Annotated in this window: 18 protein-coding genes; 14 read left to right on the top strand and 4 right to left on the bottom strand. The window is 35.3% G+C overall.

Features of this window, described 5'->3' with window-relative positions:
* Positions 1–27: 27 nt before the first annotated feature.
* Together MKY90_RS30255 and MKY90_RS30260 are read right to left on the bottom strand one after the other, a co-directional pair.
* Positions 28–1461, bottom strand: a complete 1434-nt coding sequence (locus tag MKY90_RS30255; RefSeq protein ID WP_341093835.1) for a hypothetical protein — start codon at positions 1459–1461, stop codon at positions 28–30.
* A gap of 2 nt (positions 1462–1463) precedes the next feature.
* The gene (locus MKY90_RS30260) at positions 1464–2063 is read right to left on the bottom strand and encodes a recombinase family protein (protein ID WP_341093838.1); all 600 of its coding nucleotides are present in this window, start codon (positions 2061–2063) and stop codon (positions 1464–1466) included.
* A 254-nt stretch (positions 2064–2317) separates the two neighbouring features.
* Here MKY90_RS30260 and MKY90_RS30540 point away from each other — a divergent pair, with 254 nt between their 5' ends.
* From MKY90_RS30540 to MKY90_RS30320, 13 genes are all read left to right on the top strand, one after another.
* Positions 2318–2425, top strand: a complete 108-nt coding sequence (locus MKY90_RS30540) for a Com family DNA-binding transcriptional regulator (RefSeq protein ID WP_098160084.1) — start codon at positions 2318–2320, stop codon at positions 2423–2425.
* 100 nt (positions 2426–2525) lie between these two features.
* Positions 2526–2684 (top strand): hypothetical protein, encoded by a 159-nt coding sequence (locus tag MKY90_RS30265; RefSeq protein WP_156137700.1) that lies wholly within the window; start codon positions 2526–2528, stop codon positions 2682–2684.
* A gap of 13 nt (positions 2685–2697) precedes the next feature.
* On the top strand, positions 2698–3063 hold the full coding sequence (locus tag MKY90_RS30270; RefSeq protein ID WP_341093841.1) for a hypothetical protein: 366 nt from the start codon (positions 2698–2700) through the stop codon (positions 3061–3063).
* On the top strand, positions 3056–3475 hold the full coding sequence (locus MKY90_RS30275; RefSeq protein WP_341093843.1) for a hypothetical protein: 420 nt from the start codon (positions 3056–3058) through the stop codon (positions 3473–3475). The genes MKY90_RS30270 and MKY90_RS30275 overlap by 8 nt, the downstream gene beginning before the upstream one ends.
* Entirely contained in the window at positions 3475–6201 is a 2727-nt protein-coding gene (locus MKY90_RS30280; protein WP_341093845.1) for a phage tail tape measure protein, read from the top strand. Before MKY90_RS30275 ends, MKY90_RS30280 begins: the two co-directional genes overlap by 1 nt.
* A gap of 14 nt (positions 6202–6215) precedes the next feature.
* Positions 6216–6851 carry a hypothetical protein gene (locus tag MKY90_RS30285; RefSeq protein ID WP_341093847.1) on the top strand — a complete coding sequence of 212 codons (636 nt, stop codon included), beginning with the start codon at positions 6216–6218 and terminating at the stop codon, positions 6849–6851.
* 90 nt (positions 6852–6941) lie between these two features.
* On the top strand, positions 6942–7367 hold the full coding sequence (locus MKY90_RS30290; protein ID WP_341093849.1) for a hypothetical protein: 426 nt from the start codon (positions 6942–6944) through the stop codon (positions 7365–7367).
* A 235-nt stretch (positions 7368–7602) separates the two neighbouring features.
* Complete coding sequence (locus MKY90_RS30295; RefSeq protein WP_098134880.1) at positions 7603–7833, top strand: MarR family transcriptional regulator; 231 nt, start codon at positions 7603–7605, stop codon at positions 7831–7833.
* A 71-nt stretch (positions 7834–7904) separates the two neighbouring features.
* Positions 7905–8081: a hypothetical protein gene (locus MKY90_RS30300; protein ID WP_341093856.1), complete on the top strand. Its 177-nt coding sequence runs from the start codon at positions 7905–7907 to the stop codon at positions 8079–8081.
* A gap of 41 nt (positions 8082–8122) precedes the next feature.
* Complete coding sequence (locus tag MKY90_RS30305; RefSeq protein ID WP_098134883.1) at positions 8123–8335, top strand: hypothetical protein; 213 nt, start codon at positions 8123–8125, stop codon at positions 8333–8335.
* Positions 8332–8463 (top strand): hypothetical protein, encoded by a 132-nt coding sequence (locus MKY90_RS30310; RefSeq protein WP_341093859.1) that lies wholly within the window; start codon positions 8332–8334, stop codon positions 8461–8463. Before MKY90_RS30305 ends, MKY90_RS30310 begins: the two co-directional genes overlap by 4 nt.
* Positions 8464–8713: 250 nt before the next feature.
* Positions 8714–8929 carry a hypothetical protein gene (locus MKY90_RS30315; RefSeq protein WP_341093861.1) on the top strand — a complete coding sequence of 72 codons (216 nt, stop codon included), beginning with the start codon at positions 8714–8716 and terminating at the stop codon, positions 8927–8929.
* Positions 8930–8976: 47 nt separating this feature from the next.
* Positions 8977–9585, top strand: a complete 609-nt coding sequence (locus MKY90_RS30320; protein WP_341093862.1) for a DUF3967 domain-containing protein — start codon at positions 8977–8979, stop codon at positions 9583–9585.
* A gap of 35 nt (positions 9586–9620) precedes the next feature.
* Here MKY90_RS30320 and MKY90_RS30325 read toward each other — a convergent pair whose 3' ends face one another.
* Positions 9621–10328 (bottom strand): DUF2852 domain-containing protein, encoded by a 708-nt coding sequence (locus MKY90_RS30325; RefSeq protein ID WP_341093864.1) that lies wholly within the window; start codon positions 10326–10328, stop codon positions 9621–9623.
* Positions 10329–11299: 971 nt separating this feature from the next.
* Here MKY90_RS30325 and MKY90_RS30330 point away from each other — a divergent pair.
* A complete protein-coding gene (locus MKY90_RS30330) occupies positions 11300–11743 on the top strand; it encodes a hypothetical protein (protein WP_341093866.1) in 444 nt (147 codons plus the stop codon).
* A gap of 758 nt (positions 11744–12501) precedes the next feature.
* Here the strand turns inward: MKY90_RS30330 and MKY90_RS30335 are convergent.
* On the bottom strand, positions 12502–14361 hold the full coding sequence (locus tag MKY90_RS30335; protein ID WP_341093868.1) for a DnaB-like helicase C-terminal domain-containing protein: 1860 nt from the start codon (positions 14359–14361) through the stop codon (positions 12502–12504).
* Positions 14362–14591: the final 230 nt, after the last annotated feature.

The following is a 14591-nucleotide window of genomic DNA, read 5'->3' on the forward strand; positions in this document are numbered from 1 at the left end:
TGAACCCCCCGTTTTTGTATTTTGTGATTAAGTGTATTGGAACTCTATGTAGTCATTTTCAAAGTCTATACGACTATTATGGACTCCGTTTCTATATTGCCATTGAAGTTTTTCTGCTTCTTCAATTCTTTCTAGTTCACGCTCAAGCTTGTCTTTCACCCAGGAAAAACCGTGTTTGTTTATTACCTTCTCACTTATATCTAATAGATCAGTTAGTATACGAACACGAACACTTTTCTTGTTCATACTACCCAATTCACGTAATTTAAAGCTAATAGTTGTAGCTCCAATGCTATTTCTAGTTACAGGATATTTAAAGACAGCTTTGTTAATATCTATAAATGTACTCGGTATATATTCGGCCCATGTACCGAATGCAACTGAAATGCCACTTCCAGGACGTGTATCTAAATAAGAAATAGCTCTTGCCTTAGATACTTTTGTCCATTCTTTTGTGCCCTTTTCTTTGTATTTATAATCGAACTCAACGGATTCAAGTTCTTCAATCTCTTTTTTTAACTTTTTTCTATTATCCTTACTATCTTCCAGTCCTTTAAAGCTAAAAAACTCTTTATAAGGGATCAGTGTCCGTTTTTTATCCCCTGTACAATGCTTGTGTAAAGAGAAAAGAAATAACTTAACGTGGTTTTCTGTAAGCATAGGATTTTTTTTGAATGCTTCTGGTATAGAAATAGTGAATTCAATATCTTTGTCTTCATTGATGTACACTTGTTTACTTGTGTCATATCCATCTATGTGTCCGTGTTTTGTAACAGAGGGTATAGCATATAAAAAATCACTTAATCCTGCTGTTTGGGTCACTTTGAGCATTGTTTCATCTATTGATTCATCTAAATTTGTGTTTTCTTTTTCTTTTAGATTCACATTGAAAATTTTTACGTCTTTTTTATAAAGTTCAATGATAGCATATATAAGTTTTTCGGTTTCTTTTAGTTCAAATATTTCGCTTTCAAGTGTACATATTGTTTTTAATAAGTCGTAGTCTTCAAATTTTTTAGTTCGTTCGGACGGTTTCAAATTTTGTAGTTCATCTTTTTGATTTAAAAGATCGTTTGCCGCTTTTGTTAGTTTTTCAATACCGATAAGTTGTTTTTGACTATCGATAGAAGATACGGTTTTGTCTATATCATTAATCTCAAAGTGTTTTGCAATAAAATTCCTAACAAAAAAGGAGAGAAGAGTAGGCTCATTCTCACTATATAGAGGTTTATAATTATCTACATATTCATCAATAGTCATCCCTTTAGCTTCGGCTACGATTTTTCTATCTGTATCTTCTTCAAACCACTTTAAGATACGATCTTTAAATCTTTCGTTTGTATCATGTAAGCTTTCTTCATAGGCGGGTAAAATGTGTTTGCGAAACTTTTTTAAATGTTTTACTGCTGTTAAAAAATCTCTCTCAGCTTTCGGTTTTTCAATTTGTAATTTATCAAGCATCTTTAATCCTCCGATACTGTCACTTTTTTATCTTGGTATTCTTTTAATCTTAGGTAAAAAGTGCTTCTAGTTAATCCAGTAATTTTACAAATCTCATTTACCGTTTTTCCTCCCTGTTCATATAATTCGATAGCATGTTTAACCTTAGCGCTCTTATGACTGAACTGTTTAGGTCTACCATTGTATTTTCCCTGTTCCTTAGCTATCGCAATGCCCTCACGTTGGCGCATTTTAATTAGATCACGTTCGAGTTGGTTAACCCCGGCCATAACAGTAAGAAGGAAAGTACTGTATGGATTATCACTTGTCGTATCGAGCCATGTATCTTTAATCGATTTAATAGATGCTCCCTTTTCTTTGATTGTTTCAATCAACTTAAACAGGTCCTGGGTGCTTCTGCTAATACGTGTTAAATCGGTTACAACAATAACATCATCTATTTGTAAAGATTCCATCATTCGTTGTAGTTCTGGACGATCTGTTGTTGCTCCGCTTGTTTTTTCTTCAAATATGTACTCGCAGCCATACTCGTTTAATTGCTTTAATTGACGTGCTAGATTCTGCTCTTGTGTAGAAACACGCGCATATCCGTAAATAGCCATAAAAAAACACCTCTTTTTATATCTTTCGTTACTTTATATTATAAACATTATTATTAGACATGTAAATAGGACGTTTTAAAACAAGTAATAATCAGCTGCTGAAAAAGTCTTAATAGGGTGTACCTTTTTAGATAAAAAATAAGTGAAAAAAAGTAAAGAAAAACTAGTGAAAAAATGAATATTATGGTATAATTAACCTATATAAAACGCGCTATAATGCGTTTCATTACATATATCAGATTGGCAGTGAATGAATGACAGAATTGCGATGTAAATGCAATAAACTTCTCGCTAAAATCAATGGTGTAGGAGAAGTCGAAATTAAATGTCCGAAATGTAAACGAACAAATCGTTTTAAATAGATCATATATAACATTTAGAGGTTCTAGAAACCCTATAGCTTTCAATGGATTTTTTCTATTGGGAGTTGTAGGGTTTTTATTTTTAGAAAGGGGTTTAATAATGACAGAACAAGCAGTAATAGCACGTCGAGAGTATATGAAGAAGTGGAGAGAGAAGAACAAAGAAAAACTTTCATCTTATCAAAAAGAGTGGAGAAAGAAGAATAAGGATAAGGTAGTGGGATATCAACAAAAGTATTGGGAAAATAAATCAAAATAGAGAGGGTTTTTATATGAATAATAAAAAACAAAAAGATCTTCCGTATATGCATGAAGTAGTATTGAGCGTACTACCTGCCGGAAGATCTAACGCAATTACATTTAAAGAAATTATGTCACGAGTTGGAGCGAGAAGCAATGAAGAACGTCAAATTCGTTCGATATTGAGCGAATTACCAACTATTTATAAACGTCCAGTGGCTTCATCATCAGAAAAGAAATACAAGGGATTTTTTCTTGTTGTAGATTTAGAAGATTTTCTTGTTGGGGACAGATCATTGGTGACGCGTGAATTACATACACACAAGCGTCGTAACTCATATAGAGAAGCTTGTTCACATCTATTTTCTTCAGGGACAGGAGAGAATAAAGATGAATGATACTCCTTACGAAGAGTTAAAGATAAGTAGATTCGTTTTCGATGAGAAAGTACAAAAAGATAGATTGGTAACAGATGTATATAAATTAAAGCTAACGGATCAATGGAAAGATAAATTACAAGGAATGTTTGATCTAGATGTATTTGAATACTACGGAGAAATGTGTACACAAGGATCTATTGTAGATCGGTATAAGTTTGCAGCTGTTGTATGGGCCTTACTTAATGGTGCTGGTCATGTCTTTTCTGAAGATGAGACGGTAAACCTGGTTGAGACGGCTGTAAATCATTTAGGATTGGATGGATTAGCAATGGTGGTATTAGCAGCATTAACAGTTGCTTTGATGCCACAAGAAGCGTATGAAGCGTTTAAAATGACTGTTCTGTCTAATGGGAATCAGGTGAGTTTCTAATGGCAGGACATGAACAAATAGGCGTTGATATAACCGTAAATAATGGACAAGCTGAGTCGCAATTAAAAAGCTTCCAACAAACAGCAGAACAAACAGGAAGTAAAGTTGAACAAGCCTTCAGTAAGATTGCTGGTATTGGCGATAAATTAACAGTTGGTGTTACTACTCCATTAGCTGCTGTATCCGCTCTAGGCTTCAAAACAGCAATGGACTTTGATAAATCACAAGGACAAATACAAGCCGCTTTAGGTGTAACGGAAAAAGGCGCTGAGAACCTCAATAACATTGTTAAAAAGGTTTGGTCAGATGGCTTTGGTGAAAGTACTGAAGAGGCTACAAGAGGGTTGGAAAAAGTCTATCAGAACATGCGTGATGTTCCTCATGAAGAGCTGGAGACAGCTACAAAGAACACCTTAGCTCTCGCTAAAACGTTTGATGTGGATCTGAACGAAGCTACTCGAGGCGCAGGTCAATTAATGAGTCAGTTCGGGTTAACTACTGAAGAAACCTTTGACTTGTTAGCAGCCGGAGCACAAGCTGGATTGAACTATTCAGATGAATTATTCGATAACTTGAGTGAGTATGCACCTTTGTTCAAACAGGCTGGATTTAGTGCGGATGAGATGTTTACCATTCTTGCGAATGGGACTAAAAACGGATCATATAATCTAGATTACATTAATGACCTTGTTAAAGAATTTGGCATTCGTGTTCAAGACGGTTCTAAAGGCGTTGAAGAAGCCTTTGGGAAGTTGCCTCAAAAGTCTCAGGATGTTTGGAAATCATTTAATGAAGGTAAAGCGACTGCAGCAGATGTATTCAAATCGGTTATTGGTGATTTGAAAAGCATGGATAATCAAGTAGAAGCTACTCAATTAGGTGTTTCCATTTTCGGCGTTAAATTTGAGGATATGGGAAACCAAGCTGTATATAGTTTAACTGATGTTAATGGTGGGTTAGGCGAGACTAAAGGTGCTATGGACAAGCTAAAAAAAGCGCAAGAAGAAACATTCTCTCAAAAGTGGCAAAAGACATTAAGAGAAGCGCAAATTGCATTAGAACCACTAGGGAAAATGTTGCTAGATATTGCAATGGATGTTCTGCCAGCTGTTTCAGAAGCGGTTAAAGACGTTACTGATTGGTTCTCTAATCTATCACCGGAAGCGCAAAAGACTGTTATCGCTATTGGCGGTATCGCTTTAGCTGCTGGTCCTGTTATTTCTGTATTAGGGAGAATGGGCGGAGTAATAGGTGGATTAGTTGGGAAACTTGGAAGCTTTAGTACCGCTGCTCGTGCCGGAGCAACTGCAACTGCAGTAGTAGAAGGAGCTACAGGTGCTGCAACCTTAGGTATGGGTGGCTTAGGAGCGGCCATAGGTGGAGCTACTTTAGCAGCAGCTCCTTTCGTTGCAGCTGCTGCTCTTGTTGGAGCTGCTGGATACGGTATTTATAAAGGATTAACAACTGATGTTATACCGGCAGTAGATCTATTTAAAGAACGTATTAACTATGCAGCTGATGGAACTGTGGCGAGTGTAGATAAAATATCAAAGGGTACTCAAAAAGCTGTTGGTGCTTTTATGGAGCTCTCACAAAAAACTGGTACAGAGTTAACAACGATGTATGCAACCCAAACGGCGATCAATGAAGAAAACATGCCTAAGATTGTTGGGCAGTTTGAAGAAATGAAGAATCAGATTGTTGGAGCGTATGCAACCCAAAGAGATGAAGCTATTAATAAAAACGCTGAAATGTTTACAAAGATTCAAGGATTAACAGCTGAGCAGCAAGCACAGATCATGGAGAAGACAAACACTCATTATAACGAAAAAATTCAAGCTACAGAGAATGCAAAAAATAGAATTGCTGAGATTTATACCAACGCTAAAAATGAAAATCGTGGTACTACTGAAGCGGAACATCAAGAAATAATGGGTCTTATGAACACTTTTAATCAGCAATCTATTGATGCTATGTCCAAAAATAAGGTAGAGCAAGAGTTGTTATTGTCTAATCTTAAAGAGTCAAAAAGCCGTATTAATGCAGAAATGGCAGCAGATACGATTAAAAAGATGAACAAGCAACGTGATGATGCGAAGAAAGCGGCAGAAGAACAATATCAAGAAGTAAAACGATGGGTTATTGAACAAAGAGATGTTGTAGGTTCAATGACAGCAGAACAAGCAGAAACAGCAATTAACAACGCTAGGGAGCAAAGAGATAAAACAATAGAGCATGCAGAAACAACACGTAAAGATGGTATTGAAAAATTAAAAGGTTCATATAAAGATTTGGAAGATCAAGTCGATACAAGTACAGGTAATATCCTACAGTGGGGCGATAAATTAGCGAGATGGTGGGATGGCCTTACATTCCCTAAAAAAGTTATGGAAGTCGTAACTAAAGGCGGTCAGATGGATCAATACGCTCCTAAAAACGCAAACGGAACGCCATTCTTTGGTGGAGGGGCTTCGTATGTAAACGAACGTGGTGGAGAAATTATGAATCTACCTCGTGGCACACAGATAATCCCGCATGACCTTTCAAAACGATATATAGATAGAGCAGCTGATAAATCATCCGGTAGTACAGGTGGATCTAATGTTAACAATGTGAGCCTTAGCTATAACGGCAACAATCCAAACGATGCATACAAGATGATGGACATTATAGATGAGGAACTAGGAAAACGTACAAAAATGAATAGTATTTTTTATGGCCAATAATAGGAGGAATTTTAATGACTGAAAAACATATTGAAAAGGCAGAAGCTAGAACAGAAATGAAAAATAAGTCTTTAGACATGGTAAGAGGACAAGGTCCAGAAGTGGACTCTTTAGAAGTTATTACTGAAGAGATGAATGGCCCAAAGGAAGATAAACCTAAACTTACAGACAGAGAACGTGAGATTCACAACCAGGCTTATGAGTCGCATCAACGTATTGCAGAATTACAAAATCAGATGAAAGACTTAGAAAAGTCTCGTGTGGAAAGTCAATTAATGAATGAATCTCATCTTTATAAGCATTATGACTTTGGTATTCAATATGCATTAAAAAACGATAAAGAAGCCACTGCTGAAGGTTTAAAAGCGATTGATGATTATATTGAGCGTGCTATATTAGAAGGAATCCAAGAGCGTGAGAAGCAAAAGGAAGATGCTGAAGAACAGGCTGAAAAAGAAGCGAAAGAAGAATATAAACGTGAAGTAGAGGAACACCTTTTAAAACAGCATCAACCCAAACCGATCACTAATTCATTAAATATAATCCAAGCACAAATTGTAGGGAATGGATATGTTACACCGGATACAGGAAATTTCAAACGAACGGATTCATTATCTATTATTCAAAGACAATTAGCACAGCAACGATAAAAGATGAACGCACTACAAGGAGAACTCCAGGGACAAAGGACTTGAGGGGGCTTCGATTGTGGGGCTTTTTTTATTTGAAGGGAGTTTTATATGGATCCAAAGACATTGAATAATATTTTTCATGTTTACTGTTTTTATAGAGTTCGTTTAGAAGAAGAATCAGAGCCACGTATGAGTCGGAATAAGCTAATTTGTGATAATCCTACACAAAACTATTACGGAAGTTTCATAGACTGTCTGAGGGAGTTCTGTAAAGCGAGAAGCGATATTTTAGTCCATTCGTTCTATCGATTCCTCGTGGATGCTGTTAATTCGTTAAATAAACAAGAAAGAATATTGATTTACGATCGTTATTTACATAAAGATCACTACAAATCAGATAGACAACATTATCTTGCGATGGATATAACGCCACAGAATTATAAAAAGCAGATGGATCCAGCGAGAAGAAAGTTAATGAAGAACCTTGGAATAGAAGGTTTACAGTTAAATATTCCGGATTGGATGAAACGTTAGAGGGTGTCGGTATTAGTGGACATCCTTTTTTATGGGTGGGTGTTTTACCCAGCGGTCCCCAAAAGGGGTGAACGTTCCGTTCGGTGGTTAATTTTAATGTACTAAGTATAAACTTTTCATTTTTTATTTGACTGTAGTAGTAATCATATGATACGATAAGTGTGTGATAAGGAAACGGAATAAACCCTTCACATCAAGGTAAAACTACAATAATACAGAAAGGTGGTTTTAGTAATTGTCTGTACCAATATACAAATTAGATGGCCTTTCTATAAAGGCTAAATACTTTCTATACATTTTAGAAGAGAATGGTGATTTAGAAGGTACAATTACTCGTCTTGCTGACATCTTAGAAACAAGTAGGAATCGGGTACATGAAATTATTGAGTCGCTTGAAAAAGCAGGGTATCTAGAGGTTGAGAGAGGCAGCGGAAGAAAGCCTTCTACTTATCGTATGAAGAAGTAAACAAAGAAAGAGCAGGTGCTGGCACACCTACTCTTTTCAAAAATAATCCCTTATGGAAAGGATGCATTAGTATGTTACCACAAAAAGAACAATTAGGACATCTTGCAGGAAAAACAGAATTAGTGAAGGATTTATCTTGGATTGCACATGATTTACTTTCGGATGAGGATTACACCAAAGAGAACGCAGCGGAAGCGTTAATTAAGGTTATTAATAGAGAACTATCATACGTTTCCAAAGTACGTTAAACGGGATTATATGTAGATAAAACAATTCGGAGGTAATATTCATGGCAAAAATAACTGTTAGAGAATCAAAAGAAATCGTAACAACATTCATTCATGCGTGTTTAGATAGAGGTCTTTCGACAAACAAAGCTTTTGATTTATTTAATGAAATACTGATTCTTATTGAGGAAAAACGATGCACTGAAGAAATGTGGTTTGAAAAAATAGAAATAGCGGTAGCAGAAGCTAACAACAAAGAAGGTGTAACATTATGAATGAAGCAAACAGCACGTTAGAAGAATCTGAAGTTTTGTTACATAAACTTATACTCGCAGCGCAGCGTGGCGATGAAAAAGCGTTAGATGGCTTAGATATGGTGAAAGAATGGCTAAAGAATAATTAAGGCGTGGTGATCCACGTCTTTTTTTGTGCGAAAACAAATAATGACGTTTGTAATATTGGTTTTTAGAAAAAACAAAGGAGGTATAAACCATGACGATTTTTATGATTTTCGCTACTTGTATTAGCTTGGTAGCTAGTTGTATTACGATTGCAGACAAATTAAAGTAAGTTTTTCTTACGAAAAGAAATGGACTAGCATGCGTTTTCTATGAAAGAATGGATTTTTATATCAATCAAAAGGAGTGCACACAATGACAAAGGAACAACGTAGATATGAAGTTACTTTTTATTTATCTAATGGTAGAGAAGTAATAGCAAGAACTACACAAGATGAAGATCGCGAAACATATTTAGACGCAATACAAACTCTAATCGAGAAAGAAAAAACGCTTTGCATGGAAAAAATCGGCATTATACTACAAACCAAGTATATTACGCATGTAAAACTTGTTGAAGTTGTCGCATAAAAGGATATATCATTGCTATAGCGAATATATTTTTGAGGTGAAACGCTATGAAGACGCTTTATAGTCCTGGCGACGTGGCAGAGCAATTAGGTATCCAATCTAGCACGTTACGTAAGTATGCTGATGTACTTGAAAAAGAGGGTTATACCTTCATAAAGAACGAACGTGGGCATAGGAAGTACAGAGAAAGTGATGTAATGGTATTTCGTAAGGTTATAAACCTAAAGAACGACACAGACATGACACTAGAAAACGCTACAAAGCAAATAGTATCATGGCATCAAGGTGTTGAAGTATTGCCATTAGAGCGACATGAAGTTGAGCGCTATGAAGAACCTGATTTCAACGCTACACCGCTACAGGCGATGATTCAAGATCAAAAAGAAGTCATTGAAAAACAAAATTACTTGCTACAGGAATTAAACAAACGTTTAGCCGAGCAAGACCAGCGATTCACACAAAGAGAATCGGAATTATTGAGCGCTATACAATCGATACAGGAATCCCAAAAGCTTATAGCGATGAATGGTAGCGAAGACATAGCGAAGAACCAGGGCCGCGATGAAATGCTTATGCAAACGATCAGAGAAGTCCAGGAAGTTAAGAAGATGATCGCAGCGAGTAAAGATAAGAAATGGTTCGAGTTTTGGAAGTAAAAAAAGCGGTAACATCAAGTTACCGCTTTTTTAAACTATTCATTACTTCCGGTTTCGATATCCTCATCCCTCATGAATCTTGCAATACCTTTAGCTAACTTAATTACTTTATCGGATTCCTCTGCAGTAAGTTTTTTATCTTCCATTATCCTAGAGCCAGAATCAAATTGTATTTTATAATATTGGTTTTCAAAATTAATATATTCATCCTTTAATTTTGAAAATTGAGGGCTTTCTTTAGAAGGAAATGCATCAAGCTTTCTTTTAGCAAAATCTATTCTCATTTTAATTGCATTAAGAATCGCATCAGTTTTTATTCCTGATTCTAGGCGTTCTGCAAAGTTTTTAATTTCTTCTTGTTCTTTTTCTAATTCATCAATTTTATCTTGAGCAAAATCAGCAACACTTTGTGCTTGAGTTACTACACTGTTCGCTTCAGCTATTTTACTCTCTAAATCACTGATCTTCTTTTCAGCATCTTTAATTTTATCCGTCGCCTCAAGCATTTTATTGTTTGCTTCTTTCATTCTCTTCTGAGCTCGAGCGTTTGTAAATCCAATAATAGCGAGTACTATTGTCATCAAACCACCTATAATTGTAAGAGCTATACTTACATTGCTTTGCATGTTTGCTATTGTATCATTCAAAAACGATACTTCGTGTTCATGTAGTGATATAACCTTGTCTTGTAATTCTTTCACAACGTCAGTAGATGGCGCTGCTGTAAATAGTATCCCCATCATTGATAATGTCCCCCTGTTGTACAAATTTTTATAGATACTATTATGGAACATTTTTTTATTTAGGTAAATTAATATATTTATTAAAAGTATAATTTCACGTACTGTACGAGGGTATGATTATTATTCACCTCCCAAATTGGGAGGTGAGGCCCCTATGTTTAACTTAGTAACCTGTTTTAACGCCCTAGATTCAACATAGGGCGTTGTCCATCGTGGACAATTATAAAAGTGAAAGACATAGTGAATATAGCGGTGAAACTATAGGTGAAATCATTTTTCACTCGCTAAGTGAAATTTCTCTATTCTACTTTTTTATTTGCTGAGATAGGCATAAAATCAACGTTTTCTATTGCAAATCAATACAAAATACAAAACTTCACCACTCTTTTCACCATGACATTCACTTATACTTTCACTTCAAGCATCTGGTGTCATTTTTACGGACACCTAAAAAGATAAGGGCGAATTTGAGCTTATTAAGCACAGTGGTGTAAAGGGCGTAGCTTTAACCGACATCCTGACTAATGGACAAAAGTGTCTGAAAGTAAATATGAGGACCTCGTGAAACGCGACCCCCTTTTACTCAAAAATGAGTATCGCCATAGCGTAGGGTGCTCAACTTTGAGCATACCTGTCAATTTGACCGACATAAACTTTGAGATGACCTTCATGTTATGAAGACCAACGCAAAATTGCGTTCGTTTCAATACTACCTAACAGATCACGAGGGTGTGTCACAATATGACGACTCATACCCGTCTATTAGACGGACTTTCTCATAAAGTTGGGAAAAAGATTCGCCACAACTGGCGAAAAAAGATAAGAAATGATAAGAACTTTAAGATGATTTTCGATTCTTGTACTGATATATCTTGTGTATCAAAAACTGCCGTAATAAGTTTCTCAATATATAAAAAGGATACTTTTCCAAATAATGGTAATTAATAGTTATGAAAGGAGCTGTTATAAACATGAGTGATAGAGTATATGTTACAAGAGAAAATTTATATCAAATCGGAGCAGAACTTGAGTTAAAAGGTCTTAAAGAACCTACATATCTTAGTTTTGGGAATCACACTGGACTAGATATTCATATTCAAATTGGATGTGATGTGGATGGTGGGAATTGGGGACCGAAGCAAGTGAATAACAATACTATAGACAACGCGAAATCAAAAAAAATTGTTTTCGGAAACAAAGCAACTTATTGTTTCAAGCTATGGAAAAATGATAGTGGAAGCCCCGGAGAAGAAATAGGACCTTTTGAACATCAAGTCAGATTGAATTTAGCCGGCAATAGTGATCATCTTGAATTCGTAATAGTAGAGATAGATGGTGATTATTATTTTCAAGTTTTTTCTGTAAGAGAAGCAGCTATAATCGCTCTAATCTTACTAACAGGGGTCACAGAGTAATAATTGTTAGAATTAGCCTTTCATATTTATATGAAAGGCTTTTTATATGATAACCAAATCTATATTCAAAAGGTAACATTACTATTAGAACGTTACTATTGCAAAACAAACACGAATACTACTTTACTTTAACCCACACACAATGCACCCTTTTATGTAGTGCTCATTGTAGTAGTGCACCCCTTTTTACGATGTACTGCATACTGTACAGACCCTTTGTGTTGTACTACAAAACAAACAAACAAACTAACTCAACCTAAAGCCGATTATGGCGTGAGTAGTAAATAATCGCGTTCCCCTTTTGTGGGGAATGTAGGGCTAATAGGAACATTATTCACATCAGCTATTTACAAAACAAACTAACTCAACTAACGCAAAAAAAAGAGAGTAAATAAATACCCTCTTGTCCATCATAAAAACATTTTAATGATTAACTCTCCGATCACTTTAAATGTATCTTTGTTAATCTCGAAATCAAATTTCAACTTACCGATTTTAATTTTTAACTTCATGAGTCATCACACTCCTTTATTATTGTAATGACTCATTGTATAAATCTTGATATTAAAATATAACTCTATTATGTGCGAGCTTTTTTAAGTAAAAGAAAGATAACTTATTATCCTACTTAGGTCTACCCTATTAAGACATTATTAGATAAGCATAGCATTAAGGGGTTCTACCGTCCAAAAAGGTTGTTTAAAAAGTATATAAAGAATATAAAAAAAGAGATGGCGCTGCAGCACCATCTCCTCCCTTTATCTCTCTTTAAATTTATTCATGTCTGTAATGTAGTCGTACTGGATTTCCTCAAAGGCTTTTCCAAATCGATTTTTTAGCAATTTCAAGGTTATTTTACGTATCTTTTCAGACTTAGCTTTGTTTAATTCCGTAGAATCTTGTATATCTTTAACTTTTTCTAGTTCTAATGCTAATACAACGTCACTACTGTATTCGATTGATCCTGATTCCTTAAAAGAAGAAAAAGAAGCTTCTGAGTTGTAATTTCCTCTGTTAAAAGAAGAGACTGCAATTAAAGGTATATCAAAGTCACGAGTAATACGCTTTAATTCCGTTATATTTTTATCTACAGTTTGTTTTTCTGTCATTCTGTCGCTCACTGGCTGTAAGATCTGTAAGTAATCTACAACGATAACAGGCTTTTTATTGTGTAAACGAATATGTTTTTCTATCTCCTGGCGGATCGTATATACATCAATATCAAACATACCCTCGTGAATAAAGAGATTTTTTGCTGTTTTTTCATACTCTCCGATAGCTAACGTAAGGATATTTTGATTTTTGATGTTTCCACTCAGTAGATCACGCGTATACGTTATTTCACCATTAACCTTCTTTTCAACTTTTAATTCTCCCATTGTTCTTACTAAAGATTTAGCAACTAATTCTTTTCGGCCCATTTCAAGAGAGAAGAATAATACATGTTCTCCTTGTTCAGCTACTTTATCTACTACTTCTTGTACAAAGGTTGTTTTCCCTAAAGAAGAAATCGCTCCTAATACATACAAACCTGTCCGTAATCCACCTAACACATCATTTAACTTAGGAAAATGTAGTTTAATTGGTTCTACAGGTTTCATCTCAGTAAAGAAATCTAAGAGAATATTGAAAGCACTATTACCATTAATACATTTATCAATTTGCTGCTCTAAAAATCCTTCTGTACCTTCACTATCTGTAATAAGGTACTCATTTATATCTTTGTAGTCGGTCAACGCGGCTACATGCAGCGACATATTCATTTTTTTAAAGTTACTTTGCAAATACTCTTCTAATTGTTTTCCCGCTTCATCATTATCAGCCAATAAAATAAACTGTTTTTGTCTTGCGTCTTCTTCATTAAGTTTTATTTCTTTCATTAATTTAGAAGCATTAGAAACGCTGTTTAAAGCGATTGATTTGTATCCTAATGTTTCTATACTCAAAGCATCAAAATAGCCTTCTACAACGAAAATAAACTGTATTTCCTCATCTTTTATGTAATGACTGTTAAGTAGATCTACCTCTCCAAAGTTTCTATATCTTGAAGCGTCGGAACTACTTGTTTTGTCTTCATCTAAGCGAGTAATAAAGAAATGATCGTTTACTGGTAATACATATCGATACATCCCTAGATAATAAGGTACTCCTTTTTCATCTTTGAAAAGATCCAAAGTATCTTTAGAAACTACACCTAATCTATATTTTTCAATGATTTCAGTGGATAATCCACGATTCATAAAATAATCATCTTGTGCTAAACTAGCGTATACAGGTTTGTAATTCTTTTTAACAGCGATTGTTGGTGTTGGAGCACTGACAGTCGCTTTTCTTTTTGTCTTTTTACCACCTAATTTCTCTATTGCTTCACTCACACTTTTAACTCCTTCTACTGCCATTACATAATCAATAATGGATCCACCTTCTATTTTCTCGTGACACTTTGCAAAGCTTGTCCAACTATTTGTATCTGTGTAAACAGTAAAATGATCTCTATGGCCACAAATAGGGCATGGATTCACACGATACATATTGGGACCACATTGTTCCATTTTATGATTTTGAGATATGTAGTTTAGTAAATCAATTTCTTTTATGTCTTTAATTTGGTCTTCCAAAATAGCACATCCTTCCAGTGTTTATATTATATCAAATAGGGATTTGGGCGCCCTTATGAAGCCCAATCCCCTTAAGAGTTCTTAAAGTTCTTAAAAGTTCTTAGGAAAATGATGAGCTTGAAACCCTTGGGGCTGTAAGGATGAAAAAAACATCTACCCAACATGAACCCCCCACTACCCCAATATGAACCCCCCACTACCCCAACATGAACCCCCCACTACCCCAAACA

The sequence above is a fragment of the Bacillus sp. FSL P2-0099 genome (genome assembly GCF_038007445.1).
Classification (GTDB): Bacteria; Bacillota; Bacilli; order Bacillales; family Bacillaceae_G; genus Bacillus_A; species Bacillus_A mycoides.

Bases quoted from the DNA above. Each gene is read 5' to 3' on its own strand.
- MKY90_RS30330 (WP_341093866.1), top strand. From the start codon at position 11,300: ATGAGTGATAGAGTATATGTTACAAGAGAAAATTTATATCAAATCGGA.
- MKY90_RS30265 (WP_156137700.1), top strand. From the start codon at position 2,526: ATGACAGAACAAGCAGTAATAGCACGTCGAGAGTATATGAAGAAGTGG.
- MKY90_RS30325 (WP_341093864.1), bottom strand. From the start codon at position 10,328: ATGATGGGGATACTATTTACAGCAGCGCCATCTACTGACGTTGTGAAA.
- MKY90_RS30255 (WP_341093835.1), bottom strand. From the start codon at position 1,461: ATGCTTGATAAATTACAAATTGAAAAACCGAAAGCTGAGAGAGATTTT.
- MKY90_RS30285 (WP_341093847.1), top strand. From the start codon at position 6,216: ATGACTGAAAAACATATTGAAAAGGCAGAAGCTAGAACAGAAATGAAA.
- MKY90_RS30315 (WP_341093861.1), top strand. From the start codon at position 8,714: ATGACAAAGGAACAACGTAGATATGAAGTTACTTTTTATTTATCTAAT.
- MKY90_RS30280 (WP_341093845.1), top strand. From the start codon at position 3,475: ATGGCAGGACATGAACAAATAGGCGTTGATATAACCGTAAATAATGGA.
- MKY90_RS30290 (WP_341093849.1), top strand. From the start codon at position 6,942: ATGGATCCAAAGACATTGAATAATATTTTTCATGTTTACTGTTTTTAT.
- MKY90_RS30540 (WP_098160084.1), top strand. From the start codon at position 2,318: ATGACAGAATTGCGATGTAAATGCAATAAACTTCTCGCTAAAATCAAT.
- MKY90_RS30320 (WP_341093862.1), top strand. From the start codon at position 8,977: ATGAAGACGCTTTATAGTCCTGGCGACGTGGCAGAGCAATTAGGTATC.
- MKY90_RS30270 (WP_341093841.1), top strand. From the start codon at position 2,698: ATGAATAATAAAAAACAAAAAGATCTTCCGTATATGCATGAAGTAGTA.
- MKY90_RS30300 (WP_341093856.1), top strand. From the start codon at position 7,905: ATGTTACCACAAAAAGAACAATTAGGACATCTTGCAGGAAAAACAGAA.
- MKY90_RS30275 (WP_341093843.1), top strand. From the start codon at position 3,056: ATGAATGATACTCCTTACGAAGAGTTAAAGATAAGTAGATTCGTTTTC.
- MKY90_RS30310 (WP_341093859.1), top strand. From the start codon at position 8,332: ATGAATGAAGCAAACAGCACGTTAGAAGAATCTGAAGTTTTGTTACAT.
- MKY90_RS30260 (WP_341093838.1), bottom strand. From the start codon at position 2,063: ATGGCTATTTACGGATATGCGCGTGTTTCTACACAAGAGCAGAATCTA.
- MKY90_RS30305 (WP_098134883.1), top strand. From the start codon at position 8,123: ATGGCAAAAATAACTGTTAGAGAATCAAAAGAAATCGTAACAACATTC.